Source organism: Desulfobotulus pelophilus, from assembly GCF_026155325.1.
Classification (GTDB): Bacteria; Desulfobacterota; Desulfobacteria; order Desulfobacterales; family ASO4-4; genus Desulfobotulus; species Desulfobotulus pelophilus.
Genome location: NZ_JAPFPW010000002.1, coordinates 78,846 through 97,535 on the forward strand (window position 1 = coordinate 78,846; position 18,690 = coordinate 97,535).

At 49.6% G+C, this 18,690-nt stretch carries 15 protein-coding genes and 1 tRNA gene; 14 read left to right on the top strand and 2 right to left on the bottom strand.

The window, feature by feature from the left end; translation table 11 throughout:
• Nucleotides 1-256 precede the first annotated feature (256 nt).
• From OOT00_RS02550 to OOT00_RS02560, 3 genes are all read left to right on the top strand, one after another.
• Nucleotides 257-1,039, top strand: a complete 783-nt coding sequence (locus OOT00_RS02550; RefSeq protein WP_265423720.1) for an amino acid ABC transporter substrate-binding protein — start codon at nt 257-259, stop codon at nt 1,037-1,039.
• A 78-nt stretch (nt 1,040-1,117) separates the two neighbouring features.
• On the top strand, nt 1,118-2,119 hold the full coding sequence (locus tag OOT00_RS02555; protein WP_265423721.1) for an ABC transporter permease subunit: 1,002 nt from the start codon (nt 1,118-1,120) through the stop codon (nt 2,117-2,119).
• Nucleotides 2,106-2,885, top strand: a complete 780-nt coding sequence (locus OOT00_RS02560; protein ID WP_265423722.1) for an amino acid ABC transporter ATP-binding protein — start codon at nt 2,106-2,108, stop codon at nt 2,883-2,885. Before OOT00_RS02555 ends, OOT00_RS02560 begins: the two co-directional genes overlap by 14 nt.
• Before the next feature lie 290 nt (nt 2,886-3,175).
• Here OOT00_RS02560 and OOT00_RS02565 read toward each other — a convergent pair.
• Nucleotides 3,176-3,251: transfer RNA gene (locus OOT00_RS02565), tRNA-Phe, on the bottom strand.
• Between the two features lie 185 nt (nt 3,252-3,436).
• The gene (locus OOT00_RS02570; RefSeq protein WP_265423723.1) at nt 3,437-4,204 is read right to left on the bottom strand and encodes an RsmE family RNA methyltransferase; all 768 of its coding nucleotides are present in this window, start codon (nt 4,202-4,204) and stop codon (nt 3,437-3,439) included.
• A gap of 478 nt (nt 4,205-4,682) precedes the next feature.
• Between OOT00_RS02570 and OOT00_RS02575 the strand changes: the two genes are divergently transcribed.
• The 11 genes from OOT00_RS02575 (at nt 4,683) to cuyA (ending at nt 18,630) form a co-directional block, all read left to right on the top strand.
• Entirely contained in the window at nt 4,683-5,798 is a 1,116-nt protein-coding gene (locus tag OOT00_RS02575; RefSeq protein WP_265423724.1) for a hypothetical protein, read from the top strand.
• A gap of 246 nt (nt 5,799-6,044) precedes the next feature.
• A complete protein-coding gene (locus tag OOT00_RS02580; RefSeq protein ID WP_265423725.1) occupies nt 6,045-8,708 on the top strand; it encodes a valine--tRNA ligase in 2,664 nt (887 codons plus the stop codon).
• Between the two features lie 545 nt (nt 8,709-9,253).
• Nucleotides 9,254-10,114 (top strand): carboxylating nicotinate-nucleotide diphosphorylase, encoded by an 861-nt coding sequence (gene nadC / locus OOT00_RS02585; RefSeq protein ID WP_265423726.1) that lies wholly within the window; start codon nt 9,254-9,256, stop codon nt 10,112-10,114.
• 13 nt (nt 10,115-10,127) lie between these two features.
• On the top strand, nt 10,128-11,108 hold the full coding sequence (locus tag OOT00_RS02590; RefSeq protein WP_265423727.1) for a rhomboid family intramembrane serine protease: 981 nt from the start codon (nt 10,128-10,130) through the stop codon (nt 11,106-11,108).
• A gap of 376 nt (nt 11,109-11,484) precedes the next feature.
• The gene (hisD, locus tag OOT00_RS02595) at nt 11,485-12,798 is read left to right on the top strand and encodes a histidinol dehydrogenase (RefSeq protein ID WP_368407568.1); all 1,314 of its coding nucleotides are present in this window, start codon (nt 11,485-11,487) and stop codon (nt 12,796-12,798) included.
• A gap of 98 nt (nt 12,799-12,896) precedes the next feature.
• Nucleotides 12,897-14,102 (top strand): DegT/DnrJ/EryC1/StrS family aminotransferase, encoded by a 1,206-nt coding sequence (locus OOT00_RS02600; protein ID WP_265423729.1) that lies wholly within the window; start codon nt 12,897-12,899, stop codon nt 14,100-14,102.
• A 104-nt stretch (nt 14,103-14,206) separates the two neighbouring features.
• On the top strand, nt 14,207-15,205 hold the full coding sequence (locus OOT00_RS02605; protein ID WP_265423730.1) for a TRAP transporter substrate-binding protein: 999 nt from the start codon (nt 14,207-14,209) through the stop codon (nt 15,203-15,205).
• 63 nt (nt 15,206-15,268) lie between these two features.
• Nucleotides 15,269-15,808 carry a TRAP transporter small permease gene (locus tag OOT00_RS02610; protein ID WP_265423731.1) on the top strand — a complete coding sequence of 180 codons (540 nt, stop codon included), beginning with the start codon at nt 15,269-15,271 and terminating at the stop codon, nt 15,806-15,808.
• Between the two features lie 16 nt (nt 15,809-15,824).
• Nucleotides 15,825-17,108 (top strand): TRAP transporter large permease, encoded by a 1,284-nt coding sequence (locus tag OOT00_RS02615; protein WP_265423732.1) that lies wholly within the window; start codon nt 15,825-15,827, stop codon nt 17,106-17,108.
• A 61-nt stretch (nt 17,109-17,169) separates the two neighbouring features.
• Complete coding sequence (locus tag OOT00_RS02620; RefSeq protein WP_265423733.1) at nt 17,170-17,550, top strand: RidA family protein; 381 nt, start codon at nt 17,170-17,172, stop codon at nt 17,548-17,550.
• A gap of 78 nt (nt 17,551-17,628) precedes the next feature.
• Nucleotides 17,629-18,630, top strand: a complete 1,002-nt coding sequence (gene cuyA / locus OOT00_RS02625) for a D-cysteate sulfo-lyase (RefSeq protein ID WP_265423734.1) — start codon at nt 17,629-17,631, stop codon at nt 18,628-18,630.
• Nucleotides 18,631-18,690 lie beyond the last annotated feature (60 nt).

An 18,690-nucleotide genomic window follows, 5' to 3' on the forward strand; every position in this document is an offset into this window, starting at 1 on the left:
TTTGTCTTGTTCGACTTGTCGTTTCTGGCCGGGAAGACTGTAAAAAGGACATGAGTTCCTGTACCATTCTTGGTTGGGGATATTGTGATCTCTGGTTTGTGTGCTGTTTTAAAAAAAGACTTTTTTCGGGGGCTTGGAAAAAAACTTGTCAAAGCACCCTCATTTCGATAGATGCTTTTTGTCATGGATTCAGGATACTTATTTTCCGGCCAAATGGTCTGACCCTTTGGTCATAAAAAACGTCAGGGAGTGTGTGATGAAAAAGATTATGATGGCTGTTTTTTGCGTAATGGCAATGGTCTTAACGGCCCATGCGGACAATTCATGGGAGCGGGTGCAGAAAGCTGGAAAGCTTATGATCGGCCTGGATGACGCTTTTGCTCCAATGGGGTATCGTCTTGAGGACGGAACGCTTGTGGGCTTTGATGTGGATGCTGCCGAAGCCCTTGGAGAGCGTATGGGGATTGCCATTGAATGGCATCCCACGGCATGGGATGGTGTGATTCACTCTTTGAATTCCGGCAAGTTTGACTGTATCTGGAATGGTATGACCATTACCCCGACACGGGCGGAGCAGGTCAATTTCACGGAACCTTATATTATGGACGGGCAGGTTGTGGTGGTGCGTTTCAATGAAACCCGTTTTGCCTCTTATGAAGATCTGGGAGGCATGGTGGTTGGTCTTCAGAAGGGATCCAGTGCTTTGAATGCTCTTCAGGCTCTTCCTGAAGCCCCAAGGGATGTGAGAGAATATGCGGATAATCCCAAGGCTCTTCTTGATCTTGAAAGCGGACGTCTGGATGCGGTGATCATTGATAATGTCGTGGGAAGGGATGCGATTTCCAAGCGTATCGGAAGATACAAAGTCCTGCCCGGCTTCATAACCAAGGAACCCTTTGGTGTGGCGTTCCGTAAGGCGGAACACAGCCTGCGGAACCGGGTGCAGGCAGAGTTGGATGCCATGGTGGCTGATGGAACGCTTGGCCTGATTTCTGAAAAGTGGTTTGGTGAGAATATTGTAGACAAAGCATCCTGGTAATATTTTGTAATTTCAGTGATTGATCAGTCCGACGCCCGCACGGTGAAAACTGCGGGCGTCGGTGTTCTAAGGAGACCCATGGTAAGAGTAATGAAAGCCACCTTTCTGGCTCTGTGTTTTTTGGCCCTGTCCGGTGTGGTTCATGCGGATACATCCGCCCTTTTTCGTCAGGCGGATAATGTTATGGCTTCAGGCGATCTTTCGGGAGCCGCGGGTATTCTTGCTTCTGTTCCATCTCCTGACAGGGGCGGCGAAGTGGCTCCTTTTGTTCGAAGCCGCATGCAGATGGCCCGGATCTACCATGCCATGGGGGATTATGGGGCGGCTATGGATGCCTGCAGGGAGGTGTTGGTACCCTACCCGCAGAATGTTGAAGCGGCCAATTTTCTGCGTTCTCTGGAAAGGGAAACCCTGCCCGCTTATATTCTTTTTTTTAAGGATGCGGCCCTTTTTCTCCCGAGTCTGCTGAAAGGGGCCGGGATGACGCTGACCCTGGTTCTGGTGACCATGGTTGTGTCTCCTCTGGGGGGACTTCTCATTGCACTGGGCCGTATCAGCCGTGTTCCTCCGCTTTCCGTTTTGTGCTGGTTTGTTATCTGGTTTTTCCGGGGGACACCGCTTTTGCTGCAACTGTTTTTTATTTACTATGGTCTCCCCAGCCTGGGGATAACCCTTTCTCCTATGGCTGCGGCCCTTTTTGGCCTGGGTATTAACTATTCGGCCTATCTGGCTGAGATTATACGGGGTGGCATTGAAAGCATTGACGGTGGACAGATGGAAGCTGCCAAGGCCATTGGTATGAGCTATGGCCAGGCCATGCGAAGAGTCATTATTCCCCAGACCTACAAACGCCTGATACCTCCTGTGGGTAATGAGTTCATTGCCCTTATCAAGGACACAGCACTGGTGTCCACCATCGCCATGGTGGAGCTGATGAGGGCAGCCGATCAGATGTTTAATGCGTACTTTAATATTAATGTACTGATTCTGGCGGCCTGTATGTATCTTCTTTTTACTACGGTCTTTACGTTTTGTTTTGAGACCCTTGAAAGGCGGGTGGGGGTTTATGAAAAGCGCTGACAGCACAGCGGTTCTGGAGCTGCAGGAAATTGTAAAACGGTATGGCAACCTGACGGCTGTCGACGGCGTCAGTCTTTCAGTGGCGGCTGGAGAAAAAGTAGTGGTTATAGGCCCGTCCGGTTCCGGAAAATCCACATTGCTACGTAGCGTGAATATGCTGGAATGTATTGACGGAGGGCATATTTTGTTTGAAGGCCGGGATGTGGGCTATGTGACACGGAAAGGAAAGCGGGTGCCGGATGCTCAGAAGAATATCTGCAGGCTGCGTTCTGAAATAGGTATGGTATTTCAGCATTTTCATCTTTTCCCCCATATGACTGTCCTTGGTAATGTGATGGAAGGTCCTGTTACGGTAAAAAAGATGGACAGGGCAGAAGCCTGTGAACTCGCTTGTATGATGTTGGAAAAGGTCGGGCTTTCCGACAAGAAAGATGTTTTTCCCGCAACCCTTTCCGGAGGGCAGAAACAGCGGGTTGCCATTGCAAGGGCACTGGCCATGCAGCCCAAGATGATGCTGTTTGATGAGCCCACATCCGCCCTGGATCCTGAATTGGTGGGAGAAGTGTTTGACACCATACGCGCGCTGGCAAAGGACGGTATGACCATGATTATTGTGACCCATCAGATGGGTTTTGCTCGGGAAATTGCCGACAGGGTTCTTTTTATGGAGAACGGGGTGTTGGTGGACAGCGGTAAGCCTGCAGATTTTTTTGGATCCTGTCAGGAAAATGATCGGATTTCTTCTTTTCTGTCCCGTTGCATGTAATTTTTTGGTTTTTGCACGGGCGCTGTACCGGAAATGGCTTGGGTAGTAACCCGGTGTAATAGTCTGATAAATTAAGGTTTGGAAAGCGCCAGCGGGCTGAACGATATGTTGGGCTTGTCGTCCAAAAGCTCTATGTGTGGTGTGCCCGGTCCTGGCGTTTGGACTTTTTACGAGCCCATCACCATCAGGTTTTGTTTTGAATTGATTTTCTGGAGCAGGGCCTGCTGGTGAACGCTCATGGAAAATAAAAAAAGCACCGAATATAAAAATTCGATGCTTTATTTGTTGTGTGGTGCCCAAGGGCGGAATCGAACCACCGACACGAGGATTTTCAGTCCTCTGCTCTACCGACTGAGCTACTTGGGCGCTCAAGACGAAGCCTTTGTAAGGAAAATGGCAAAGAGTGTCAAGATATTTTTAATCTGTTCTGTAAAAAGTCTTTTTTTTCTTTGCCGTCCGGCCCTGTATTTTGATATTTTTAGTATGTAATATTTTGTTTTTATAGGTAAAAGCCTTGTTGTAATCTCCTGGCGTGCCGCTTGTTCCATATATCATGCGGGAGCTTGCCATCTCCCGTCCATGGGTGGCAGGGACAGGTCTCCGTAACGATGTTGCAGCAGGGCCGTTCCTGCCAGAATGGCCGTGGGAGCCCTCAGGATGCGTGGGCCAAGGCCCAGAACCTGATAGCCTGCGTTTGTTAAAGCCTGGACTTCAGCGGGCTCCAGCCCGCCTTCAGGGCCAAAAACGGCTCGGATGCGATGAGGGCTGGATTCTGTTCCCGGCCATTTGCTTGTCTGGGTACTTTCCCAGAAAAGGAGGCGCATCTCTTCGCCGCCGTCTCCATGCAGCAGGGGAGCCATACCATCGTGAAAAAGAATTTCCGGTATGTGGCTTCCGCAACACTGCTTGAGAGATTCTGAGGCGAGTTTCTGCCATTTTTCCATGCGCAGATTTACTTTGTCTTTTTTGAGAACGGGGATGCTTCGGTTGGCGACAAAAATTCGGATGGTGGCTGCGCCAAGCTCTGTCAGTGGACGGATCAGTTCATCCGTTTTTTTTTCTTTGAGAAGGGCGATGGCAATATCCAGGTGTACAGGAGGGGGCGGAATCCGCCGTATGGCTCCTGTGGGCGTGCAATGAACGCCTTTGCTGTCGATTCTTTCTATAATGGCTTTCTGCTCATTTCCTTTGCCGTCAAAAATGCAGAGGGTATCGCCTGTTTCCATGCGGAGCACCTTGCGGATATGTTCAGCATTCTGGCCAGTGATGGTGAGTGTGGAAGGTGAGCTGTCTAACAGTGGAAAGGGAATACGGCGCATGGGAATTTTCCTTGTCTCTGAATTCTGCGCTCAGTAAGAAGTGTTGTATGTGTATTGCTGCTCTGAAATTGTAGCCTTATTCTGAAGAATATAAAATTTTTACCGGGAAGGGCAAGGCCGCTTTCTTGACAGATTTTTTGGGATATGAAATATTTAACCGTATTGATTGGCAGCCCTATGGATCACAGGGGCTGGGTAACGCGGACAATGTTTTTTGTTTCGTTTACGAAATCAGATAGTTTTATTCTGCTTCGAATGCTAATAGTGAACAATAAGCTGTGCTGTCCCGGACTGCTATGGGTCAGCATCCTGAATACTTTAGGGAAAAGGCAGGAATTTTTCTGCGGAATGTTTTTCTGAAGAAACCCCCATCGGACTGTATAACCAGAATGCTTTCTGAATCCTCGGATGTCGCTGATTCTCCCCCCTGTTGCGGTGTCCACAACACCAACCTGTCCAGTCTGCAATCGGAGACGCTATGAAGGATACGACTGAACGGAGCACTGCGCCGTCGCGAAATGATGGATTGACCGATGATTTGGATTTGTCGGATCTTGCCATAACTCTTCAGTCAGAAAGTACTGAAAAAATTCCAGATTCTGATCTTGGTCTGGCAAAGGACGTGGCTGCTCCTGAGATGTTTTCTGAAGATCGGGGCGTACCGTTACCCGCTGAGTCTGCGGGTGTTCCCATGGATGAGGATGGCTTTATTGATCTTGATGATATTCTTTTAGGGTCTCCCCTTGATTTTGAGGATAGTGCCATCCCGGGAACAGATGGAGACAGTGGGCCGGTGAATGGGGAAGAGGATTTGGTTCTCGATCCGGAAGATTGGGTGGAGGAACAGGATCTTGGGGCAGGCGATGTCCCTGATTTTACCCTTGAACGGGAAGTCCCTGCCGCATCACCCGAGCCAGGCGTACAGTTTACTGAAGAAATCCTGGATCTTGGAGATATTGGAGATCTTGTGGAGGATCTTCCTTCGGGGGCATCCAGTTTGGTTGAGGAAGAAGGGGATATCCTGGATCTGGAAGATGTTGGGAGTTTTGTCGGGGAGGAAGGTGTACCCTTTGACGCTGAGGTTGCCGATGAAGATTTGATTCCTCTCAAGCTGGACCCTGTGGATTTTTTTCCGGGAACGGAGGAAGTTACAGACAGGCCTTTTCCTTCCATAGAGAAGGAGGATTTTGACAGCAGTTTTTTGGATGACGACAGCTCTGCCGAGGATATCGAGACTTTTCTGGAATTTGAGGAAGAGGCTTCGGTTTCTGATGCCGCCCTGTTGCTCTCTGGAGAACCCGGCTTTGTTTTTGTGGAAGAGAAGGAACAGGACCTTGCTGCTGAATCCCTGATGCCGGATACGGATTTTGTTTCCTTTGAAGATTCTCCTGAGGCCGATGCCGATATGACCCCGGATGGTTTGGAAATGCGGCTGGGGCAGGTCAATTTTGAGGAAATGTTGGAGAGGGTAGTCCGCAAGGTTTTTTCAGAGAAGCTGGATGCGGCGCTGGTGGCTGTTGTGGAGCGGGCAGTGGAAAAAGAGATGCGTGCTCTGAAGCATACGGTTTATGAAGATCCGGAAGAATCGGCATGATCTGAATCAGGTGAGTCCTTCTTCTGCCATCCGCAGGAATGGGTGGCGGGTGCTGTAGGAGGCAAGGTGCTGTGTGTGAATGGTGGCGCATGCCCAGGAATATTGCCGATCAAAAACTTGCACAAAAAAGGGGATTATTCCATAATCCCCTTTTTTGTGGGCTGTTTTCTGATCCAGAATACAGGAAGCCGGGTTTTGGGTAAGCCGGTTTTTTTGGGAATTTTATACGAAGCATGAGGAGTGCACATGAGTGAGGCTCTGTTAGACAAGGGGTATGAACCCCGGGAAGTGGAAGCGCGCTGGTACCGCTACTGGCTGGAAAATCAGCTCTTTGCCGCTGCGGATAAAGATGAGGAAAAAGAAGCTTTTTCCATCGTGATTCCGCCGCCCAATGTCACGGGTAAGCTGCACATGGGGCATGCACTGAACAATACCCTGCAGGATATTCTCTGCCGTTACCACAGGCTTTGCGGAAAAAATGTATTGTGGATGCCGGGAACGGACCATGCGGGTATTGCCACCCAGAATGTGGTGGAAAAGCAGCTGGCCCTTGAAGGGAAATCCCGGGATGATCTGGGCAGGGATGCTTTCATCGACAGAGTCTGGGAATGGCGTCAGGAGTATGGTGGTGCCATCATCAATCAGCTGCAACGCCTTGGCGCTTCCTGTGACTGGAATCGTGAACGCTTCACCATGGATGAGGGACTCTCAAAAGCTGTTCGCAAGGTTTTTGTACGGCTGTACGAAGAGGGCCTGATTTATAAAGGGCAGTATCTGATAAACTGGTGTCCCCGCTGCCATACGGCTCTGGCAGATCTGGAGGTGGAGCATGAAGAGAAAGATTCTTTTCTCTATCACATTGCCTATCCCCTGGCGGATGATTCCGCTTCCCTTGTGGTGGCCACCACCCGCCCGGAAACCCTTTTCGGGGATACGGCGGTAGCTCTCCATCCCGAAGATGATCGCTATGCAGACCTTTCCTGCGCTTTTGTTAAACTTCCCCTGACGGAGAGGGAGATCCCTGTCATCCGGGATAGCTATGTGGACAGGGATTTCGGTACGGGTTGTCTGAAGGTAACACCAGCCCATGATCCCAATGACTTTGAACTGGGCATCAGGCATGGCCTGGAGCAGATTAAGGCCATTGATGATGATGGCCGGATGAATGCCCATGCCGGGGCCTTTGCAGGGCTGGATCGTTTTGAGGCACGGAATGCTGCTGTGGCTGAGCTGGAAAAGCAGGGGTTGCTGATTAAAAAAGAAGAGCTGACCCACAGTGTGGGGCATTGCTATCGCTGTAAGACCGTGGTGGAACCCAACCTTTCCCTGCAGTGGTTTGTGAAGGTGGCCCCTTTGGCGGAAAAAGCCCTAAAGGCGGTGGAAGAGGGGCATACCCGCATTTATCCCGAAAACTGGACCAAAACCTATTACGAATGGATGCACAATATCCGGGACTGGTGTATTTCACGTCAGATCTGGTGGGGTCACCGTATTCCGGCATGGACCTGTAAAGACTGCGGTTCTCTCATGGTTCTGGAGGCGGATCCCGAGGCCTGCACGGACTGTGGTTCCAGATCCATGATTCAGGAAAGTGATGTGCTGGATACCTGGTTCAGTTCTGCCCTCTGGCCCTTTTCCACCATGGGATGGCCGGAAAAAACCGATCTTCTGAAAACCTTTTATCCGACCTCTGTACTGGTTACAGGATTTGACATCCTCTTTTTCTGGGTGGCCCGCATGATGATGATGGGAACCCATTTCATGGATGAGGTACCTTTTAAAGAGGTGTATATCCATGCACTGGTACGGGATGCCGAGGGCAAGAAAATGAGCAAATCCCTTGGCAATGTGATTGACCCCCTGGAAGTGATTGACCAGTACGGGACCGATGCCTTCCGTTTCACCCTGACGAGTTTTGCCGCCATGGGCAGGGACATCAAGCTTTCCGAAGAAAGGGTGGAGGGCTACCGCCATTTCATCAACAAGCTTTGGAATGCGGCCCGATTTTCCCTCATGCATCTGGACCGGGCCTATGAAAATTTTGATGAAAAAGCTCTGTCCCTTCCGGATCAGTGGATTCTTTCCCGTCTGAACACGGTGGCTGCCCAGGTACAGCAGGCTTTGGAAAGCTACCGTTTTAACGATGCCGCTTCCATTCTCTATCGCTTTGTGTGGAATGAATTCTGTGACTGGTACCTTGAGGCCATAAAACCCGTTCTTTTCGGTAAGTCCGGAGAAGCGGCCATGGAAGCCACCAAGGGGGTTCTGTACCGGGTAATCAGTGATGCCCTGATTCTTCTGCACCCCATCATTCCCTTTGTTACGGAGGAAATCTGGGCAAAGCTCCCCGGAGAGAGGGGTTCCATCATGCGGGCGGTTTATCCCACAACAAACTGGGATCAGCAGCGTCTGGCCTATTCCCCTGAAGCGGAAGTGGCCATGGAGTTTCTCATGGAGCTGGTGACGGGGGTCCGCAATATCAGAGGTGAGATGAATCTGCCTCCGGCTCAGGCCCTGGACGCGGTTTTTCATACGGATAACCCCTTCCAGAAGGAAATGATTCACAACCACGGAGACCTGATGAAGCTTCTGGCCCGACTCCGTACCCTTGAGGCAGAGAGTGTGGGGGAGCGTCCCAGAGTCTCTGCCACCAGTATTGTTTCCGGTTCCCCCATCTATGTTCTTCTGGAAGGCATTCTTGATTTTTCCAAAGAAGTGGAGCGTCTGGACAAAAGCATTGCCAAGGTGGACAAGGAGCTGAGTGGCATATCCGCCAAGCTTGATAATCCAGGTTTTGTTGACAGGGCACCTGAGGCGGTTGTGAAAAAGGTGAAAGAACAGCATGGAGAGCTTTCGGAAAAACGCAGACAGCTTGTTGCCAACCGGGATCGCATGGCTGCCATGGTGTAGCGTTGGATAGATGCAGGAGGGAAGGGAACAGGGTGCCCAGGTTGTTTGGGGTGCCGTAGAAATCAATGGCCTGGGCACCTGTATTTTGGGGGTATGATCCTTGCTTTTCAAAATAGGGTAACGGAAATATCTGTCAGGCAGGTGCCGAGGCACCAGGCTATTTTCTTGTGGCGTAATCGTATTTTTTGAGCTTTTTGCCCTGTGCAGAATCGGCAAAATTTGTTGGCACAGGCAGGCTGAACTTTTGTATTGTCATAGAGGTTTTGGTTCGCTGCACTTTTGTGCTGACTTCAGACAGCTGTCGATTGTATCAGCACTCCGGTACTCAAGCTGAATAAGGCGATAGGGCTTCAAACAGTAAGTTTTTGGTTTTATGCACTTGAGTGTCGGACGAAGCGTTGATTCGAAAGGATTGCAATGTCATTTACAAGCCGCTGGTGTCTTTCCAGAAGTTGCCGTAAAGCCCCTGTTTTCAGGTATGAACCAAGCTGCTGAAATGTTAGGTTGAAATGTGTTGAACACATCCCAGAAGAGGAAAAAACTGTATGTTTGCTGTGGAACGCCTCATTAATCTGGCCATGGAAGAAGATATCGGTACGGGAGATATCACCACCGAGGCCATTGTTCCCGAAGATGCCATGGGCGAAGGTGTTGTGATCACCCGGGAAGAGGGCATTGTGTCGGCCGGTTTTTCCGTAGCCCAGCGGGTTTTTGAAAAGCTTGATAAAGATGTGGTTTTTTCCCCTCTGGTGAAGGAGGGAGAGGCTCTTGCCGTCAATACCCGCATTCTGCACCTTCAGGGACGGATGCGTGCCCTGCTTACAGGCGAGCGGACGGCTCTCAACTTTATGCAGCGTCTTTGTGGAATCGCGACCCATGTTCGGGCCTTTGGCCGGGGTATGGAAGGCAGTGGCATCACCCTTGTGGATACAAGAAAGACCACACCTGGGTGGCGGGTTCTGGAAAAATATGCGGTGCGTGTGGGAGGCGCTTCCAATCACCGTATGGGACTTTACGATGGCGTTCTCATTAAGGACAATCACATCGCTGCAGCTGGAGGTGTGGCATCGGCCGTGGAAGCCGTGCGCAGGCGGGTTTCCCATCTGGTGAAAATTGAGGTGGAGGCGGAAACCCTTGAGGAAGTGGATCAGGCTGCGGAGGCCGGTGCGGATGTCATTCTTCTGGATAATATGGATGCCGATATGGTCAGAGAAGCTGTCCGCCGCATTGATGGGCGAAGCCTGGTGGAGGTTTCCGGCATGGTGACAGCTGAAAAAATAAAGGCTTTGAGTCTTGCGGGCGTTCATATCATTTCCGCCGGTGCCCTGACCCATCAGGCAAGGGCCGTGGATCTGAGCATGCGCATTGCACCGCCGGGAAAGCTCCGTCCGGAATGGGCCACCTGATCAGGGAGATGAAATGATTCCCATTCGGGACACCCAGCCATCCCGTAACCGGCCGGTGGTGACTCTTCTGCTTATCTTTGTCAATGCCCTGGTCTTTTTTATGCAACTGGGGCAGGGGCCGGAGATGGCTCGTTTTTTGTGGGAGTGGGGGCTGGTTCCAGCCCGCTACACGGATCCTGCCCTTTCGGTTTATACGGGCCTGTTTCAGAAAGTATTCACCTTTTTTTCTTTTATGTTTCTCCATGGTGGCTGGCTCCACATTATTTTTAATATGTGGACTCTCTGGATTTTTGGGGACAACGTGGAAGATCGCCTTGGTCCTCTCCGGTATCTGGGGTTTTATCTGGCTTGCGGACTGGCATCCGGATTGGCCCATTCCATGGTCTATCCCACCTCCACCATTCCCGTTGTGGGAGCCAGTGGAGCCATTGCCGGTGTTATGGGAGCTTACTTTCTTCTGTATCCGGCATCCCGTATCCTGACCCTCATCCCCATTTTTATTTTTCCCCTTTTCATTGAAATCCCGGCTTTCATTTACATGGGTATCTGGTTTCTGTTTCAGATATTCAATGCCATGGGTGGTGGTGGAGGGGTGGCCTGGTGGGCTCACATCGGTGGCTTTGTTATGGGTGCCTTTCTGCTGCGTTTTCTCGTACAGCTTCCGGAAGGTCATTTTGCTGCAAAGGTACGCAAGGCCATGCGCAGAAGAAAAACGCCGGGACTTCAGACCATTCGTGTGATTGCTCCCCAGGATACCCCCCATTTTTACGGCACACTGATTCTTTCTCCACCGGAAGCCCTTGCAGGATGCACCAAGCGGGTGAACATTCCATGGGGCTTTTATTCCCGCCTTTATAAAATCACCGTTCCACCCCAGAGCCGTGAAGGTCAGAAGCTGCGCCTTCAGGGGATGGGCCGACGTATGCCTGATGGTACAGCCGGTGATCTTTACCTTACGATTCGTATTCGTCAACTTGATGGATTTTCCTTCTGATGTCTGCTTTTTATCAATAATCTGGCGTCCGCATATTTTTCCCCTCCGCATTGTACTGTACGTTTGTCGGTAGCGTTTTTTCAAAAAATATTCCCTGTATTCCAGTGCGTCCTTAGCAAAATTCAGAATAAATCATCGGTACTTCCGGAATTCACAGAACTGGTGGCCATGGGGTTTTGGTCGGCATGAGGCCGTTCATTGCTTTGTGATCAGCGTGGAAGGAAGTCTGTCTGCCTGTGTTTATTTTGTTATGAAGTATTTTATAAAATATTTTATAAAATACTTGACCCTGTAATTCCTTTCTGCAAAGGTGAAAGAAAAAAATGCAAAGGCTTGATTGATGAAACATGAATCAAAAATAAAAAAGGAGATTGGTGTGGAATACATAAAAAAAGCCTGTCTGTCAGCGGAGGGAAACAGCCTTGAAAAACGAAAGCTTGTGGAGAAAATCCTAAGTGATATCGAAGAGCGTGGAGAGGAAGCTGTAGCAGAACTTGCAAGGAAGTTTGATAACTGGGAAGGGCCTTTTGTTCTTTCCGATGAAAAAAAACAAAAACTGATTGAATCCGTACCGCAAAGGGTGAAAGACGATATCCGTTTTGCCTATGAGCAGGTGGCGGGTTTTGCCGTGGCACAGCGTGAAAGTCTGAAGGAGTTTGAGCTGGAGACGTTTCCCGGTGTGATTCTCGGGCAGAAGGTAATCCCCATGGATGTGGCGGGTTGCTATATCCCCGGAGGCCGATTTGCCCATGCCTGCTCTGCTTTAATGAGTGTGGCAACTGCCAAGGCTGCCGGAGTGAAAACTGTCATAGCCTGTTCTCCTCCCCGAGGTGGCGGTATTGATCCTGCCGTATGCTATGCCATGGATATAGCCGGGGCGGATATGATTCTTGAAATGGGCGGGGTTCAGGCCATCGCCAGTATGGCATACGGACTTTTTACGGGAAAGCCTGCCAATATTATTGTTGGTCCTGGTAATGCCTTTGTGGCCGAAGCCAAGGCTATTTTGGCCGGATCCGGGCGCTGTGCCATAGATGTTTTTGCCGGCCCCACGGAGTCCGGAGTCATCGCGGATAAGACCGCAGACCCCATGACAGTGGCTGTGGATCTCGTGTCCCAGGCCGAACATGGCTACGACTCTCCCGTCTGGCTTTTCACGGATTCAAGGGAGCTTGCAGAGACAGTTCTGGAAATTATGCCAAGAGTCATAGCGGATCTCACAACACCGGAGGTTGCGGAGGCAGCATGGAGGGATTACGGAGAAATTATTCTGTGCGAAAGCCGGGAAGAACTTTGCCAGGTAAATGACCGCTATGCTCCGGAGCATATTCAGGTTATCGCAGACGATCTGGATTGGTGGAGGGATCATCTGAAAAGCTATGGGTCCATGTTCCTTGGGGAAGGAGCCACCGTAGCCCATGGCGATAAATGTTCCGGTACCAATCATATTTTGCCTACAAAAAAAGCAGGTTATAATTCCGGCGGACTCAATGTTCACAAGTTTTTAAAGATTTATACCTATCAGAATATATCCGTTGAAGCCAACAGGGTGTTTTCTGCCGCTGCATCCCGACTTTCCCGGGTGGAGGGAATGGAAGGGCATGCCAGAGCCTGTGACTGGAGGCTGAAAAAGTTTTTCCCTGAAGAAAAATGGGATTTTGAGGTGTACGAACAGAAGCGTTATTGCTGATTCGGTGTGATTCCCTGCTGGCCAGATACCGGATAGGTATCTGGCTTTGAAGCAGGCTTCCGTCTTATTGACTGCCATACGACTATGATGGAGGGGTAATGGCGCAGCAATGCTTTAGCAAAAGTTTTACCAGACAGGAGCCCATTCCTGAGCATGCCATTGAGCGGGCCATATCGGTATTACGGTCGGGGAAATTGCATCGCTATAACGTGGAAGTTGGAGAGGCAGGGGAAGTTTCCGAACTGGAAACAGAATTTGCTTCCTACATAGGGAAAAGATATTGCCTGGCCTGTGCATCATGCGGCAGTGCCATGTATCTTGCCCTTAAATCCGCCGGGGTTCAAAGGGGCGACAAGGTTCTGTGCAATGCCTACACACTGGCACCCGTTCCCGGAGCCATAGAAAATGCTGGTGCAGATATTGAGCTGGTTGAAATTTGCGAAGATTATACCATTGATATTCGTGATCTGGATCGTAAGGCAGCGGCGGGCAATGCAAAGTGGCTTCTGCTGTCTCATATGCGCGGACATATGGCAGACATGGATAAAATTCAAAGAGTCTGTGAGCGGCACGGGCTTTTTTTGATCGAAGATTGTGCCCATACCATGGGCGCGGAGTGGGATGGCAGAAAGTCGGGTAGTTTTGGACAGGTAAGCTGTTTTTCGACCCAGACCTATAAACATATGAATTCTGGAGAAGGGGGCTTTCTTGTCACCGATGATGAAGAGCTCATGGCCCGGGCTATCCTCCATTCCGGCTCGTACATGCTGTATGACCGCCATGTCGCCCGCCCGGATCTGGAAGTCTTTGATCCCATAAAGAAAAGAATTCCGAACTATTCCTGTCGTATGGATAACCTGAGAGCTGCCATTCTCCGACCTCAGCTACAGATGCTTACAAGACAGTGTCAGCGTTGGAATGAGCGCTATCGCCTGCTGGAAGCGGCCATCCATTCTATAGAAGGTCTCTGGTGTCCACCCCGTGATCCCCGCGAGAATTATGTTGGCAGCTCCATCCAGTTTTCTGTCTGTCATGGTGACAGTGAGAGTATACGACTGTTTCTGGAAAAATGCCGTGAACGTGGTGTTGAGCTCAAGTGGTTCGGGAGTCCGGAACCCGCTGGTTTTACAAGTGCATATCAGAGCTGGGAATATTTTGGCAATCTTCCGGACCTGCCTAATACGAATCGTATTCTTAAACGTATGTGCGATATGCGCATTCCGCTGACCTTTACACTGGATGACTGTCGGGTGATTGCGGAAATTCTTCGTGATGTTGCAACAGATATTTTACAGTCGGATTGACCTTCTTTTCGATTGTTTGTTGATGGATGTTCTGTTTTGGGTGCTCGGCTTCGGATAATCCGGAGGACAGGAAGAATTTTCTGACAATATGCGAGGAGGGAAAAATGATGAAGCGGATGGTGGTAGCCCTATGTTTACTTTCTGCCGTTATATTCACTGCAGTTCCTGCAGCTCTGGCTCAGACCGTCATGAGAATGGGTATGGGAGATGCTATTGACTCGGATCAGGGAGCCTTTTCCATACGGTTTAAGGAAGCCGTAGAAAGTCTTTCCGGGGGTAAAATACGGATAGAGCTTTTCCCGAATGGCTCCCTTGGCTCGGAAACGGAGATGCTGCAGAATACTCGCAGGGGGACACTTGACCTTGCCACAATTGGTGTGGGAAATGCTGTTCCCTTTGTTCCCGACCTTGGCGTGTTAACCATGCCTTATCTTCTGGAGTCCCACTATGACGCCATTAAGGCGACAACGGGTGGACTGGGGCAGCAGTGGAATGAGAGATCCATTGCAAAGGGTGGTTTCCGGATTCTTGGCTGGACCTATTCCAACTTTCGCTTTGTGACCAATTCCAGGCGACCTGTGCGAAAACTTGAGGATATCAAGGGAATGAAGATCCGGGTTCCCCACAACAATATTATTCTGGCTACGTTTCGGGCATGGGGTGCCAATCCCGTTCCCATGGATTGGGCTGAAACATTCACAGCTTTGCAGCAGAAGGTTGTAGATGGTCAGGAAAATCCCTACATCGTGAACTATACAACCAAATTCCATGAGGTTCAGGATTATCTCACGGAAGTTCATTACCAGTACTCACTGCAGCCTCTGATGATTGGTGAGCGGAAATGGAAAACCCTGGATAAGGAAACTCAGGATATTCTGATCCGGGCAGGAATGGAAGCACAGCAGTATGCCATTGCCTACCAGATTCTGGAGGCGGAAAAAGCCAAAAAAGGTATGCAGGATGCGGGAGTTGAAATTTGCTATCTGGAAGATGAGGAACAATGGAAACAGCTGGCCAGAGAAAAGGTTTGGCCTGAATTCTATGACTTTATCGGCGGGCGGCAGAATCTGGATATGGTGATGCAAAGTCTTGGTAAGAAATAGCTGGCAAAGAAAGCATACCGGGCGAGCTGTTCTCACCCGGTATGTCTGAGAAAGGGCTACGACATGAAAGCAAAACGCGCCCTGCAATATATTGATAAGTTTGAGAGTTATGTCTGTCAGGTTTTGTTGGGTTTTTTCGTTGTTGTTCTTTTTATGCAGATTGCTCTCAGGATTTGTTTTAACTACGTTATCCCGTGGAGTGAAGAAATATCCCGTTTTTCTTTTGTCTGGTTTGTTTTTTTTGGTGCTGCCTATGCAGCCCGTCTGGCAGCCCATAACCGGGTGACAATTCAGTTTAAACTCTTCCCTCCGGTTGTAGGAAATATCTGTATGTTCCTATCGGATATTATATGGATCGGCTTCAATCTGCTTATGATCTGGAAAAGCCTGGAAGTGATTACAGACCTGATGGAGTTTCCGTATATTTCTCCTTCCCTTGGCTGGTCAATGGCCTATGTGTACTGGATTTTTCCCATCAGTTTCAGTCTCATGAGCGTAAGGATAATTCAGGTTAATATCATGAAATACTGGCTTAAGATTGAAATAAAGGATGTGGATAAAATTGACCCTGACGACCTTGAACCTTTACCGGAATCCCATTAGGGAAGGAGGCGGAAGTATGTCTGCTGCTGGCGTATTGTTCGGTTGCTTCGCCCTTCTTCTGCTTATGGGGGCTCCCATAACCGTGGCCCTGGGTGCAGCGGCCATGGCTGCTTTCATGGTGGTGGGACAGGATCTGTCCACAATGGTGCAGATTGCCTTTTCATCGGTGAACTCATTTCCCATAATGGCACTGCCTGCTTTTGTTCTTGCCGGTGCTTTAATGGAGGTTGCCGGGATTTCAAGGAGACTGGTGAAGGTTGCCGAATCCATGGTTGGTACGGTTGATGGGGGGCTTGCCATTTCCACAACACTGGCCTGTGTGTTTTTCGGGGCCATATCCGGTTCCGGTCCGGCTACAACCGCTGCCGTAGGAATGCTGATGATCCCGGCCATGATCAGAAGAGGTTATGACCCCGGATATGCTTCCGCGGCTACGGCCAGTTCCGGAGGTATCGGAATCATTATCCCGCCCAGTATTCCCATGGTAATCTATGGGGTTGTCGCCCAGGAATCCATTACAAAAATGTTTGTCGCTGGGGTTGTTCCCGGTTTATTGATTTCTGCCGGTCTCATTGTGGTTCATCTTCTGCGTTGCCGGGGGAAGAACTTGAGCCAGGGAATGGTACCATGGTCCGCATCCGGGTTGCTCTGTTCCCTGCGGGAAGGATTCTGGGCCGTTCTAGCACCGGTTATTATTCTGGGAGGAATCTATACGGGTTTTTTTACTCCTACGGAAGCCGCCATTGTTGCCATTTTTTATACGCTGATCATAGGAATTTTTGTTTATAAGGAAATTTCTCTCAAGGGGCTGATGAAATCCCTTGAAACCACCTCATGGCTTACCGGCAGGGTTCTGGTGATCATGTTTACCGCCTTTGCCTTCGGCAGGTTGCTGGTTCAGTACCAGATACCCGATATGATAGCGCAATGGCTTCTTGAAATTACAAGTAATCCCCATCTTATCTGGGCGATGGTTATTTTTTTCCTTCTTTTTCTCGGCATGTTCATGGAAACCCTTGCCATAATTATGCTGGTCACACCGGTACTTTTGCCGATCATGGTGGCCATCGGAGTGGATCCTATCCATTTTGGGGTGGTTCTTGTCTGCTGCTGTGGTGTGGGTTTTTCAACTCCGCCCCTTGGCGAGAATATGTTTATTGCTTCGGGTATTGGCGGTGTAACCCTTGAAGAGATTTCTCTGAAAGCTCTTCCTTTTTGTTTTGTCACCATCGGTGTCATTTTTTTGATGGCTTATGTCCCCGGATTGATTCTCTGGTTGCCGGAGCTGTTCGGGTACTGATGTACCGTTTTGATTCAGATATTGTGACTGAATAAGGCGGGCTTTTTACTAAGGAGCTAATATGAAAAAAGAAAGTGTTTGTACGGCAAAGGCACCTGCAGCAATCGGTCCCTATTCTCAGGCTGTAAAGTCCGGTGGTTTTCTTTTTACCTCGGGTCAGCTTCCCATAGATCCGGTAACAGGCAATATACCGGAAGGAGATATCAAAGTGCATACCCATCAGGTGTTAAAAAATCTGAAGGCAATTGCTGAGGCAGCAGGGACGGATCTTTCATCTGTTGTGAAAGCTACCGTATACCTTAGCAGCATGAAAGATTTTGCATTGGTAAATGAAGTATATGCTGAATATTTTACGGAACCGTTTCCCGCCAGGAGTGCTTTTCAGGTTGCACAGCTGCCTCTGGGTGCCTCTGTGGAAGTGGAAGCTGTTTTTGAACTCTGATTTGTGAAAAAGGGCAGGCCCTTTTTACAGGTACCATGCTTTTGGGCATGAATAACATTTTAAAGAAATGAGGACTTCATGAATTTTACCCAATTCCCCCGCAGGAAATATCTGCAAGGTGCAACCCCCATCGAGCCCATGGCAAATCTATCCAAAGCCCTTGGGGGGAATGTGGATCTTTATGTTAAAAGAGATGACCTTTTGCCTGGGTCGGCAGGGGGGAACAAAACCCGTAAACTTGAATTCTGTTTTGCTGATGCCCTTGAAAAAAAAGCAGACACCGTCGTTACATGCGGTGCTGTTCAGTCCAATCACTGCCGCCTCACTGCTTCATGGGCCGTCAAGGAAAACATGGACTGTCATCTGGTTCTGGAAGAACGGGTAAAAGGTTCGTACAAGCCTGAAGGATCGGGCAATAATTTTTTGTTTGAGCTGCTGGGTGTGAAATCCGTCCGCGTGGTTCCGGCGGGTTCGGACATGATGGCAGAAATGGAAAAAACTGCGGCAGAGCTGAGAAATGCTGGTAAACAGCCCTACATTATTCCCGGAGGTGCTTCCAATGCCATTGGTGCCCTTGGGTATGCCAGCTGTGCTCAGGAAACTATGGTGCAGCTGAATGAGATGATGCTGAAGATTGACAGCATTGTTGTTCCGTCCGGTTCCGCCGGAACCCATGCGGGTATGGCAGTTGGCATGTTTGCCATGAATACCCATATTCCTGTTCTCGGTATGAATGTGTCCAGAAAAAAAGATGTTCAGGAAGGGATTGTTTATAAACTGGCCGGAGAGCTGGTAACAAAACTGGGTGTTAAAACAGAGATCCCACGAGACCATATTACCTGTTTTGACGAATATGTGGGGCCGGGCTACTCTCTCCCCACCGGAGATATGATTGAAGCTGTAAAACTTTTTGCCGGTACGGAAAGCATTCTTCTGGATCCTGTTTATTCAGGAAAAGCGGCAGCTGGTCTCATCGATCTGGTCCGTAAAGGATACTTCCCTAAAGGAAGCCGGGTCCTTTTTCTGCATACCGGAGGTTCGCCTGCTCTGTATGCCTATCTTGATACATTCAGGGCATAGCTGATCGGGGCTGGCTCTGTATGGCATTTGTCTGTCCGGGATCTTTGGGTCCCGGGCAGT

Excerpts from the sequence above, each read along its gene's own strand:
- OOT00_RS02550 (WP_265423720.1), top strand. The coding sequence starts at position 257 with ATGAAAAAGATTATGATGGCTGTTTTTTGCGTAATGGCAATGGTCTTA.
- OOT00_RS02555 (WP_265423721.1), top strand. The coding sequence starts at position 1,118 with ATGGTAAGAGTAATGAAAGCCACCTTTCTGGCTCTGTGTTTTTTGGCC.
- OOT00_RS02560 (WP_265423722.1), top strand. The coding sequence starts at position 2,106 with ATGAAAAGCGCTGACAGCACAGCGGTTCTGGAGCTGCAGGAAATTGTA.
- OOT00_RS02570 (WP_265423723.1), bottom strand. The coding sequence starts at position 4,204 with ATGCGCCGTATTCCCTTTCCACTGTTAGACAGCTCACCTTCCACACTC.
- OOT00_RS02575 (WP_265423724.1), top strand. The coding sequence starts at position 4,683 with ATGAAGGATACGACTGAACGGAGCACTGCGCCGTCGCGAAATGATGGA.
- OOT00_RS02580 (WP_265423725.1), top strand. The coding sequence starts at position 6,045 with ATGAGTGAGGCTCTGTTAGACAAGGGGTATGAACCCCGGGAAGTGGAA.
- nadC (WP_265423726.1), top strand. The coding sequence starts at position 9,254 with ATGTTTGCTGTGGAACGCCTCATTAATCTGGCCATGGAAGAAGATATC.
- OOT00_RS02590 (WP_265423727.1), top strand. The coding sequence starts at position 10,128 with ATGATTCCCATTCGGGACACCCAGCCATCCCGTAACCGGCCGGTGGTG.
- OOT00_RS02600 (WP_265423729.1), top strand. The coding sequence starts at position 12,897 with ATGGCGCAGCAATGCTTTAGCAAAAGTTTTACCAGACAGGAGCCCATT.
- OOT00_RS02605 (WP_265423730.1), top strand. The coding sequence starts at position 14,207 with ATGATGAAGCGGATGGTGGTAGCCCTATGTTTACTTTCTGCCGTTATA.
- OOT00_RS02610 (WP_265423731.1), top strand. The coding sequence starts at position 15,269 with ATGAAAGCAAAACGCGCCCTGCAATATATTGATAAGTTTGAGAGTTAT.
- OOT00_RS02615 (WP_265423732.1), top strand. The coding sequence starts at position 15,825 with ATGTCTGCTGCTGGCGTATTGTTCGGTTGCTTCGCCCTTCTTCTGCTT.
- OOT00_RS02620 (WP_265423733.1), top strand. The coding sequence starts at position 17,170 with ATGAAAAAAGAAAGTGTTTGTACGGCAAAGGCACCTGCAGCAATCGGT.
- cuyA (WP_265423734.1), top strand. The coding sequence starts at position 17,629 with ATGAATTTTACCCAATTCCCCCGCAGGAAATATCTGCAAGGTGCAACC.